We start from the raw sequence: 10,442 nt of genomic DNA, 5'->3' as shown, positions 1-10,442 counted from the left end.
TTTGGTAGGTAACTCATTGACCACTACGCGATGGCCCACCCCAAGCCCGGTATCGACACACCCCAACAGGGATCCGTCCAGATCAGCCCCGGTCCCGAAACCCCACCACCCCAGGGGACTTACCCATCGACCACTACTTACAGCACCGCGACAGTCCCTATCTCGGCTGACCCAGGTCGGGTTAGAGCCGGTCGCGCACTCGCTGGACTGCGGCTAACAGCTCCTCGCGGCCCGCGTCGACCGCGCGATGCACCGGATCCTCGGGCCCATACCGAGCCAACACGTCACTTAGTCGATCATTAGCCGACACCGGCGTCCCATCCGGGCCGGTCGTCAAATCACAGAACGTTAACGCATCCAGAACGTCGCTGGGCGGATCACTGAACTCCGACAACCCCTGTAGACCACGCTCGGACGCCTCCAAGTGCGCTCCGCTGTGAAACGCCACCAACGACGCAACTAGCTCACCGAAGCCCGCCCACCGGGCAAACTCCGCGCCATCGAGCGGATGGAAACCCGCCCGGCACACCGAGGGTGCGTAGCCGATATCGTGTAACCACGCCGCGGCCGCCAAGCAATCAGCAGTCTCTGCGTCAAAATGCTGATCGAGCTGCTGCGCTGCTATCACCACGCCCCGCACATGCGCCAACCGCCGAGGCTGCCCCGCCAATCGCGCCTCGGCCTCCCGCTTCGCCAGAACCCCGCTCACACCACCCCGCCCGACCATCAGCGCCCCATCTCGGTGCTCTCAGCACCTCAGCAGCACTGCAAGCCGAAGCCGTCCTCGCAGCGCCTCCGCATCCCGCCACACGGACGGCAGGTGCACCAATACGCATCGACCGCCTCTGACTTGAGATGTGAGAACTTTCTTTACCCCTATCGAGAACGGCGGGGTGGCGCAGATCCTGATTGAGCACCGATGTCGCGATTCGAATCTGCGAGGTGGCGGCCGCCATTGCCTGCAGACCCAGCATCGGTGCCGCGGCCGAGTTGAAATGATCGTTGAGCGCAATGCTCGAAAACCCCATGCCTTCGGCCTGCTTGGCGGTCGCGGCGAGGTCGTGCACCTCAACACCCGAGGCGACCACTCCGAATCGGATGGGTTGGATCACTGCGACGCCCTACGCTTCCTGCTGACCAGCGCCGACGTCCGCTCCCATAACTCACGCGAGCGTTGTGAGTCGTAAGTGATCCGGTGCGCGCGACCGACGCGCCGCTTCACGAAGTACTCGCCGGCGGGCTCGAAGTGTTGATTCTCGTCGGAGGCCAGCCACACGAGTTGATCACAGGCTGCCTGCGGGGTGATGCCGACGAGCCGTTCGGTGTGCGCCCGCTGCATGACCGCAAGGACCCGTGAACCCGATGCCGGGCCGAAGTTGCTGTTGACGAAGCCGGGGTGAAACGATGCGGCGGATACACCGAGTCCGCCGTAGCGACGGTGCAATTCCCGAGTGAACATGACGAGCGCGACCTTGGAGCGCCCGTAGGCAACCGTCGGGCGCACCGGGTTGACGCAGAGTAGGTCGTCCACCGATACGCCTGGGCGCACCAACCGTTGCGACGAGCTCGACGTGCAGATGATCCGCGCCTTGGAGGCGACCAACACGTCCATCAGCGAGGTGGTGAGTAGGAACGCCGCAAGGTAGTTCACCTGAAGCACGCTGTCGAACCCGTCAATGGTGAGGCCATCCGCCGCAAAGACACTTCCGGCATTGTTGGCCAGCACGTCGATTCGCCGATAACGCTGCCGCAGATCCGCGGCCAAGGCCCGCACCTGGGCGAGGTCGGAGAAATCCGCACAGAGATAGTCGGTACCGAGTTCGTCGGCAATCGCCTTCGTCTTCGACACGGAGCGCCCGATGACGACGACGTTGTCGCGCCCGGCCGCCAACCGCCGGGCCGCTGCTGCACCGACGCCGTCGCTGGACCCAGTGATGACGATGGTCCGCTCCGGCACGTGCACCATACCCCTCGTCTGCACCGTTACTGCAACAGCTACTGGTAAGCCATACTGGTGTCAGGTACAGTACGTTGTGGACAGTCTGATTGGCAACCGCTGCTAGCGTCCTGAGAGGCATGGCCTGTGACTTCATCTCCTGACACCGCGAAGCGTCGCGTCGTTCACGTCGGCACCGGCATGACGGGCAGCGTTGCGTTGCGCGCAATCATCGACGACCCCGCACTCGAGCTGACCGGGCTCAAGGTGTCCTCGCCGACGAAGGTGGGCACGGATGCCGGTCAACTCTGCGGACGACCCGACGTCGGCATTGTGGCGACTGATGACCTGGCAGCAATCTTGGACGCCAAGCCCGATTGCATCGCCTACTGCGCGACCGCCGTCCGACGAGAAAACGAGGTCATCGCCGACATCGTCGGCTACCTGGAAGCCGGCATCAACGTCGTCACCATCTCCGCTATCCCCATGGTGTATCCGAAGGCGGCACCGGCCAAGTGGCGCGAACCGATTGAAAACGCCGCGCGTCAAGGTAACTCGACCTTCTACGCCACCGGGTGCGAACCCGGCTTCGTCAGCCTCAACCTGCCCACCGCTCTACTATCGGGTGCCGGGGTGATCGACTCCTACCGCATGGACGAATACGCCCTCGACCTCGACTTGTCCTACCCGATCTGGGAGGTGCTGCACGAGTCGATGGGCTTCGGAAAACCTGACGGCCACGTCCCGATTCGCATCGCTGTCGGCAAGGTGAACAACGACTGGGAACCCGTCGTGCGCTACATCGCCGACACACTGGGCGTGGACGTCCAACGAGTGGCACTGGACTGGGAGACGATCCTGGCTCCGCACGATCTGGACACCGCACTCGGGGTGATCCCGAAGGACACCATCTGCGGCCACCGCTGGCAACTCGCCGCGATGCATGACGAGCGTCCCGTCGTCTCCGTTCAGTACTTCGCCGCGGTGACCTCGACGCCATGGCCCGACTCTTGGCCGCGCCCCGCACAACCCGGCCAGGGAGGCATGGTGTTTCGCATCGAAGGAAACCCGAACATGACCCTCGACCTCCATCTGGATCCCGCACCAAGCGACGCCACCAACCCCGGCGTCGCCGCGACGGCGATGGCGGCGATCAACGCCATCCCCGCGGTCATCGACGCCGCGCCCGGCCTGCTCGACGCGCCACTGGCCGGCCCGTCTATCGTGACCCGTCAGATCCGGCGCTGACACGATGAACCAGGAAATCGTTGACCTGTATTACGACCCGTTTGACTTCGACATCGACGACGATCCATATCCGGTGTGGCGGCGGATGCGCGAGGAAGCGCCGCTGTACTACAACGAGCGCCACGACTTCTACGCGCTGAGCGGTGGGCAAGGAGGTGAGCGTGCAGGCTTCAAAGCCGGAGCGACAATCAGTCCGACGAGCGCGAGGCTCGCTGACTGAACATGCGATCGTGGAGACAGCCTTCGCGATAGCAGCGGAGTCGTCAATCGAGGAACTCAGCATTCCGCTGGTCGCCAAATCGCTGGACGTCGGCGTAACGAGCATCTACTGGCACGTACGCAACAAATCAGAGCTCCTCGACGCGATGACCGACCGCGCGTTGCGCCGCAGCCGCTTGCCGCGCTTCGCCGAGTCGGACGATTGGCGCGAGTCGTTGAAGGCGCACGCACGCGGCGTGCGCCGGACCTTCCTCAGCGATCCGGTGTTGACGGACCTGATCCTCATTCGAGGCGCACTGAGCCCGCTGGCACGACGGCTCGGCGAACAGGAGACGCAGAAAGCGATCGCCAACATGATCGATTCCGGTCTCGACGAGCAGACAGCCCACGACACATACTCCGCGGTGTCGGAACTCGTTCGAGGGTCGATACTTCTCGCGAGATTGGCACAAAAGCACAACGCAGTACCGCAGACGGAGTCCGCCGACGAGGGCGGATTCACCAGCGCCCCAGTACCGCCCGACGATCGAGCATTCGAACTCCTTCTGACGTCCGTGCTCGCCAGCGTTGCGCCCTAACTTCGTCGATTCAGTCACTACGTTTTATCAACAGCAACGTTGCTTTCTTGGTCGCCATGGTCGTGGCGTCTCCCAGCAAGAGCACAACCAGCGACACCGGCATTCGGCCCTGAGCTACCGAACACCAGCCGAGTACGCTGCCCGATGCGGCCACACCCATTATCCCGTGGCTTGCGAGAGTTCAAGTGAACCGAATGACCACAAGAACGTGACTCCCAGTCACCAACTTGGCGGCCGCCGTGATCACGCCGCCACAACGCCATCTTCGCCGCGGTGGTGACCATCGCGGTGTCCTTGACCGTCGACACCTGCCGAGCAGCAGCGCGACCGGCCGATCGACAGCCGCCGCATGCAGCTCCAGGCCGCCCTCACGCTCGCCGCGGAACTCGGGGCCACCGTCTTAGCCGATTCGGTAGGCACCTGAATCACGTTTGGACTGAAGTTCAACACCCGCGCCAGGATTTGCAGCACAGCCCAAGCACGCTCGCGCCCGCCGACGCTTCACTTGACGCATGGCAATCAACCTGCTGCATTACTCGACCGGCAACGACGATCCGACGTGGGGCGTCGTGCGCGGTAACACCGTCCTACCGCTGCCAGGCGAGTATGCGACCACTGCCGACGTGCTTCACCAAGGCGCAGACGCAGCCCGGACCCTGCTAGCCGAGTCTGGCAAACCCGGAATCCCGCTGGCAGACCTCACGCCTCTCAACCCCGTCGCTGGCGCCAGAATCATTTGCCAAGGCGCCAACTACCAAGCCCACATCGCCGAATCCGGCATGGACCCAAACCGGCCCTACAACCTGCTGTTCACCAAGTCCAGCGGGTCTCTCACCGGGGCACGGGACGATATCGTGGCTCCGTCTCATGTGAAGCTGCTGGACTACGAGATCGAGCTCGGCATTGTGATCGGCAAGGCCATCACAGCACCTACCGTGGTCTCAGCTGACCGTGTGGGCGAATACATCGGAGCGTTCGTCGTGGCAAACGATGTCAGCGCCCGCGACATCCAACTTTCGCAAGGGCAGTACTACAAAGGCAAGAGCTATAGGACGTTCTGCCCCGTCGGCCCTTACCTGTGCATCCCCGACCCAAACGAAGTAGACCGATGGCGTGATCTGCGGCTGACTTTGTCTGTCAACGGCGGCGTTCGGCAGGACGCGCTGGCCGGCGAAATGGTATTCGGCCCGGCGGAAACGCTCACTGAGTTCTCATACTTGGAGGACCTCGCAGTGGGTGACCTCCTGCTTACCGGCACCCCCGGTGGTGTCGCCATCCACCCTCCCAAAGCAATGGTTCAGCGCGTTGCCGCTTTGCTGCCTGATGCACAGAAATGGAAGCTGTTCGTGAAAATGCAGCGCCGCAACCCCGCCTACCTCAAGCCCGGCGATGAGGTAGTGGCGTCCATACGCACCGACGATGGAGCGCTCGACCTCGGTACCCAACACAACACCGTGACAACACATTCCGGCCGAAGCTGTAAGTAGGCGCATCCCAATGACACAATCCTCCGGACCCGCGTACCTCGCCCACTGGGTCGTCAAGACTGCCCGCGCGAGGGAGATGATCGACTGGTACGGGCTCGTTTTCGGCGCGCATGTCGTGCACGAGGACGACTCCATCGCGTTCCTTACCTGGGACGAAGAAAGCCACCGACTGGCACTGATCAAGCTGCCCAGCAAACTCAAGGTCGCCTTCCCACTCGCCAAGCTGCGCCGCAAGATCTACGGGATAGACCATCTGGCATTCACCTTTCCCTCCCTTGGCGACCTCTTGCACAAGTGGGAGCAACTGCAAGCAAACGGCATCGAGCCTGTATGGGCCATCAACCATGGCCCGACTACCTCGCTCTACTACGAGGACCCCGACGGCATCCGACTGGAGTTCCAGGTCGAGAACTTCACAACAGCAAAAGAGACCGCTGACTACTTCAACACCGACGCATTTTCCGAAAACCCTATCGGCATGAACATCGATCCGAGCTATCTGCTGGAGAAGCTCCGGGCGGGTGTGCCCGACGCCGAATTGCTCAAGCAGGGCGCCGGCACCCGTCCCGGCACCACCCAAAAAGCCAACCGCCAGACGCTGAACCTGAGGACGCTGTGATGCCTGAGGTAACCATCGTCGGCGCAGGGTCGACCGGCTGCACGCTCGCCCTGCTGCTGGCCCGCTACGGCATCGCCAGCACCGTTATCGAGAGACGCTCGTCCTCCTTCAACCATCCCGCAGCCCATGTCATCAACGCCCGCTCGCAAGAGATCTGGCGACGAGCGTCGCCGAAACTCGCTGCACAGATCACCGCTCTCGCGCCGCCCTCTGAAGACGTCAGCATCATCCAATGGAGCACAGACCTCCGCGGGGCACCGCTGGGTAAAATCGACCTGCTGTCCGACAGCGAACAAGTGGACCGGGTCCAGGGCCACAGCCCGTTTCTCATCTCTCACATCGGTCAACACCTGCTCATGCCGATCCTGTGGGACGCGTTGGAGCAGGAACCCCTCATCGACTTCCGACGTGGGTTGTCGTCTCAGGATGTCGTCTTTGACGGGTCTCGGGTTACCGTTCACGCGTCCGGTCCAGAGGTAACCGACATCGAGATCGTGTCCCGGTACTTGATCGGAGCCGACGGCGCGAACAGCAGGGTTCGGGACACACTGGGTATCCAGATGCGCGGACCCGTCCTGGCAAACATGGGCAGCGTCTTCTTTCATGCCGAGCTTTTCGGCGACACCAGCCGACCTCTGCTGAACTGGATTTACTCGCCTTCCTTCTGCGGCGTGCTGATCGCCCATGCGAACAACGATTACGTCCTCATGAGCCCGTACCTCAGTAAGCGTCAGGACATCGCAGCGAACAGCCGCAGCTATTGGGCCCAAGTCCTGCCCCGGGTGATCGGCGAGGGCGTGGCATTCAAAATCCACTCCACTGGAACGTGGACCATGACCAGTCAGACTGCTGAGCACTTCGCTGTCGACAACGTCATCCTCGCCGGTGATGCAGCGCACCGGTTCCCGCACACCGGCGGGTTCGGTCTCAACAGCGGCGTGCAGGACGCACACAACCTGGCCTGGAAGCTGGCTGCTGTCCTCGAGGGACGCGCCCCCGCGACGCTGCTGACGAGCTACGAGTGTGAGCGGCGCCCGGTCGTCGAGCGATTCGCAGCCCAGAGTGTGGCCAACCACTTCCTTCTCGACGAGGCGATGGAGGGCACTGGTTTGAGCAACCGCTCGTTGGCGCGCGTAACCGCGGCCTTCAACCACCGGGTGCTCGACCTCATTCCCGCACCGATCATGCGCCACGTAACGGACGGTCTCATGCGATTGGCGACAAATCGGACATCAGCACTGCTCGGCAACGACGCGCGCGCCCGCTATCGCCGCGCCACGATCAGGAACCGCATTCCCGCCCAGCTGGAGCACTTCGCCTCTACTGGCTTGGAGTTCGGGTACGCATACTCTGGTCCGCTGATCCGGAGCGAGACAACTCCGCAACCGGTAGACGGCGAAGGGGTGGTGCACTACAGGCCCACCACCTGGCCCGGTGCTCGCTTGCCGCATACCTGGCTCGTTGACGACGGTGACATCGTGTCCAGCCACGACCTGCTCGACCTGCGGGACTTCACACTGTTCACGAGTTCCCCGCGCAGTTGGCATGAAGTCCTTCCCGCCGACATACCGGTCAGTGTGGTGGGGTTAGACACTGCCGTCGCCCCAGATCCGTACACAGTTCTCGACTTGTTCGAGGTCGGCAGCGACGGCGCCGTGCTCGTCCGACCGGACGGACACGTCGCCTGGCGTACAACCGCGCCGGCGTTAGCCGGCGCTGCTGAGCTCATTGACGTCGTCACCTCATTCGGTATCACCCGCCCTACACATCGAGCTGCGCGATGAACGACTTGCTGTGGCCGCGCTACGCCACGCCAAACGACCTCGAGGCCATTGAGTCGACTCCGTTGTCCCAGCGTGGCCTTCCGGACTCGACGTATGCGGTGCTCAAGCGCGCCGCCACTCTATGGCCCGACCGCGCTGCAGTGACGGTGATGCCGGATGCCGATCGTTGGCGCCGGCCGAGCACCCGCACGTTCAGTCAATTGCTGACAGATGTGCACAAGGCCGCAAACATGCTGCACCGCAAAGGCATAGCTCGCCACGATCCCGTCGCGATCATCAGCCCCAACTGCGACGAGTTGATCACCGCCACCCTGGCCGCTCAACTTGCCGGCATCGCTGCACCGATCAACGGCGCACTGTCCGGCGAGCACATCGCTCACCTCGTGGCGCGTTGCGGCGCACGGGTCTTGATCGCTGCGGCACCCGGACTCGACGAGGCGAGTTGGCAGGTCGCCCAGCACCTTGTCGGCGCCGGTGTCATCGACACCGTTTTGTTGCTGCGCCCCACCGGCGATCGGGGTTCGGCCGCCCCCGCGCCGGCCATCGATGGCGCAACCATCGGCTACTTCAGTGACTTTCCGCACGACGATGACGGGTCGGTCTTCGACGGTGAGGCGCCGGCCGCCACAGACCTGGCGGCGCTGTTTCACACCGGTGGAACCACCGGCAAACCCAAACCCGCCGCACACACCCATGCCAACGAGGTCACCGACGCGTGGATGATTGCCGCCAACACCTTGCTCGACGAACACTCCACGCTTCTCGCGGGTCTACCCCTGTTCCATGTCAATGCACTGGTGGTGACGCTGTTGGCGCCGCTGCTGCGCGGCCAGCATGCGGTGTGGGCGGGACCGCTGGGATACCGCGACACGGCGCTCTACGCAAACTTCTGGAAAATCGTGGCGCACTACGGGATCAGCGCCATGAGCGCGGTGCCGACCGTCTATGCCGTCCTTGCCCAATGTCCGGTCGACGCCGACATCTCCAGCCTGCGTTACGCGTTGGTCGGGGCCTCGGCACTGCCCGCGGCGGTGCGCAAAGACTTCGAGTCACACACCGGCGTTCCGCTCATCGAAGGCTACGGACTCACCGAGGGCACCTGCGCCAGCGTGCGCAGCTTCCCCGACCATCCCCGACCCGGCTCGGTGGGACAACGCCTTCCCTATCAGCACGTCAAGACGGTGCGCATAGACGACAACGGTCGCTGGCAGGACCTACCGTGCGGGGAGGTCGGCAATCTCGCGATCAGCGGGCCGACCGTTTTCCCCGGATACCTCACCGCCCGCCGCAGCGACGGCTATGTGCTCGACGGTCTCGGAAAGCTCAACGACGGGTGGCTGGACACCGGTGATCTCGCCTGGGTAGACACCGACGGCTTCGTGCATCTGACCGGACGCGCCAAGGATCTCATCATCCGCGGCGGCCACAACATCGACCCCGCCACCATCGAAGATGCGTTGCTGGCCCATCCCGACGTCACCGCCGCCGCAGCCGTCGGCCGACCCGACGCACGCGCGGGCGAGGTGCCCGTCGCCTGCGTGACCGTGGCACCCGGGTCCGCCGTCACCGAAGTGGAGCTGGCGGCGTGGGCCGCAACGCATGTCGGCGAGCGTGCCGCGGTACCCAAGTCGGTGACCATCATCGACGCACTTCCGGTCACCGCCATCGGCAAGCCCTACAAGCTAAGCCTGCGCGCCGATGCGGCCCGCATCGCTATCGAAGAGGCACTCACCGGGACTGTCGGTGTCGACGGCGTCGACGCCACCATCAACGACGGATCAATCGTGGTCACGGTCATTACCAACCCCGCCGCCGCCCCAGAGGCTATCCGCGCCACGCTCGGCCACTACGCCCTGACATGGGACCTCAAGGAGCGGTCATGACCGCCACATCGTCAACAGTCGTCACGGCCATGCGCGCCACCGTGCCGCGCTACCTGCGTTGGTATCACCGCCACGAGGTCCACATCGACGCCGAAATACCCGAGCCCGCGCTGATTGTCGCTAACCACGGTTTCGGCGGCCTGGCCGACCTCAACGTGCTCGCGATGTTCGCCGTACGCGAGAAAGCGGCACTGACACGACCCATCACCGCGCTGGTTCACCAACTGGCGTGGACGGTGGGCGCCGGGCGAGTCGCCGAAGTCCTCGGTGGTCGGCCCGCGAGCCGCCACGATGTGCCGGTCGTGCCTGTCGTCACCGCGGGTGCCGGCGACTCGTTGTTCGTCGTCTCCGACGGCCAACACCTTGCGCGGCGGCTGCGGCTGCACCGGCATCTGCGAGTCAAGGCGCTTCCGATCAGCGTGTCGATCCCCTGGGGAGTCAGCGTCGGAGTCGCCGGGATGCTCCCCTATGTCGCACTGCCAACCAAGTTGATCACCGCGGTGCTGCCTCCGATGACTGCGCACCCCGACGAATCAGCCGAAGATTTCGCCGCCCGCGTCGAGGCCACCATGCAGGCGCGCCTCAACCAACTTGTCGCCAACCGCAAACCGCTCATCGGCTAACACCCATTCAGGAAGCGTTAGGAGACCTCGGTGTCATCGTTTCTTTATCGGTTGGGCCGGCTTGC

The 10,442-nt window shown here is 63.8% G+C and carries 10 protein-coding genes and 1 pseudogene; 8 read left to right on the top strand and 3 right to left on the bottom strand.

What is annotated here, in order from left to right; genetic code table 11:
- Window positions 1-181: 181 nt before the first annotated feature.
- From BKN37_RS10585 to BKN37_RS10580, 3 genes are read right to left on the bottom strand one after another with little or no spacing between them, the layout of a single operon-like run.
- Window positions 182-709, bottom strand: a complete 528-nt coding sequence (locus BKN37_RS10585; RefSeq protein ID WP_071025285.1) for an HD domain-containing protein — start codon at window positions 707-709, stop codon at window positions 182-184.
- Window positions 594-1,067: an LLM class flavin-dependent oxidoreductase gene (locus tag BKN37_RS30365; RefSeq protein WP_423212779.1), complete on the bottom strand. Its 474-nt coding sequence runs from the start codon at window positions 1,065-1,067 to the stop codon at window positions 594-596. The genes BKN37_RS10585 and BKN37_RS30365 overlap by 116 nt, the downstream gene beginning before the upstream one ends.
- 41 nt (window positions 1,068-1,108) lie before the next feature.
- Window positions 1,109-1,957 carry an SDR family NAD(P)-dependent oxidoreductase gene (locus BKN37_RS10580; RefSeq protein ID WP_095407049.1) on the bottom strand — a complete coding sequence of 283 codons (849 nt, stop codon included), beginning with the start codon at window positions 1,955-1,957 and terminating at the stop codon, window positions 1,109-1,111.
- Window positions 1,958-2,266: 309 nt separating this feature from the next.
- On the opposite strand from BKN37_RS10580, the gene BKN37_RS10575 reads away from it, so the two are divergent.
- The 8 genes and pseudogenes from BKN37_RS10575 (at window position 2,267) to BKN37_RS10540 (ending at window position 10,377) form a co-directional block, all read left to right on the top strand.
- Entirely contained in the window at window positions 2,267-3,184 is a 918-nt protein-coding gene (locus tag BKN37_RS10575) for a dihydrodipicolinate reductase (RefSeq protein ID WP_071025292.1), read from the top strand.
- A 4-nt stretch (window positions 3,185-3,188) separates the two neighbouring features.
- Window positions 3,189-3,326, top strand: a pseudogene (locus BKN37_RS28285) (cytochrome P450); the annotation flags it as partial.
- Window positions 3,327-3,414: 88 nt separating this feature from the next.
- Window positions 3,415-3,981 carry a TetR/AcrR family transcriptional regulator gene (locus BKN37_RS10565; protein WP_071025279.1) on the top strand — a complete coding sequence of 189 codons (567 nt, stop codon included), beginning with the start codon at window positions 3,415-3,417 and terminating at the stop codon, window positions 3,979-3,981.
- A gap of 512 nt (window positions 3,982-4,493) precedes the next feature.
- On the top strand, window positions 4,494-5,468 hold the full coding sequence (locus BKN37_RS10560; protein WP_071025277.1) for a fumarylacetoacetate hydrolase family protein: 975 nt from the start codon (window positions 4,494-4,496) through the stop codon (window positions 5,466-5,468).
- 10 nt (window positions 5,469-5,478) lie between these two features.
- The gene (locus BKN37_RS10555; protein WP_071025275.1) at window positions 5,479-6,087 is read left to right on the top strand and encodes a VOC family protein; all 609 of its coding nucleotides are present in this window, start codon (window positions 5,479-5,481) and stop codon (window positions 6,085-6,087) included.
- Window positions 6,087-7,871: an FAD-dependent monooxygenase gene (locus tag BKN37_RS10550; RefSeq protein WP_131823562.1), complete on the top strand. Its 1,785-nt coding sequence runs from the start codon at window positions 6,087-6,089 to the stop codon at window positions 7,869-7,871. Before BKN37_RS10555 ends, BKN37_RS10550 begins: the two co-directional genes overlap by 1 nt.
- The gene (locus tag BKN37_RS10545) at window positions 7,868-9,754 is read left to right on the top strand and encodes an acyl-CoA synthetase (RefSeq protein ID WP_071025271.1); all 1,887 of its coding nucleotides are present in this window, start codon (window positions 7,868-7,870) and stop codon (window positions 9,752-9,754) included. The genes BKN37_RS10550 and BKN37_RS10545 overlap by 4 nt, the downstream gene beginning before the upstream one ends.
- A complete protein-coding gene (locus BKN37_RS10540) occupies window positions 9,751-10,377 on the top strand; it encodes a lysophospholipid acyltransferase family protein (RefSeq protein ID WP_071025269.1) in 627 nt (208 codons plus the stop codon). The genes BKN37_RS10545 and BKN37_RS10540 overlap by 4 nt, the downstream gene beginning before the upstream one ends.
- The last annotated feature ends 65 nt before the right edge of the window (window positions 10,378-10,442 follow it).

This window comes from Mycobacterium talmoniae, assembly GCF_001854525.1.
Taxonomy (GTDB): domain Bacteria; phylum Actinomycetota; class Actinomycetes; order Mycobacteriales; family Mycobacteriaceae; genus Mycobacterium; species Mycobacterium talmoniae.
Note: the sequence above shows the minus strand (reverse complement) of the source record. Positions and strands in the feature narration are given on the sequence as shown.

Coding starts and splice junctions, on each gene's coding strand:
- BKN37_RS10550 (WP_131823562.1), top strand. CDS start 6,087: ATGCCTGAGGTAACCATCGTCGGCGCAGGGTCGACCGGCTGCACGCTC.
- BKN37_RS10540 (WP_071025269.1), top strand. CDS start 9,751: ATGACCGCCACATCGTCAACAGTCGTCACGGCCATGCGCGCCACCGTG.
- BKN37_RS10560 (WP_071025277.1), top strand. CDS start 4,494: ATGGCAATCAACCTGCTGCATTACTCGACCGGCAACGACGATCCGACG.
- BKN37_RS10555 (WP_071025275.1), top strand. CDS start 5,479: ATGACACAATCCTCCGGACCCGCGTACCTCGCCCACTGGGTCGTCAAG.
- BKN37_RS10545 (WP_071025271.1), top strand. CDS start 7,868: ATGAACGACTTGCTGTGGCCGCGCTACGCCACGCCAAACGACCTCGAG.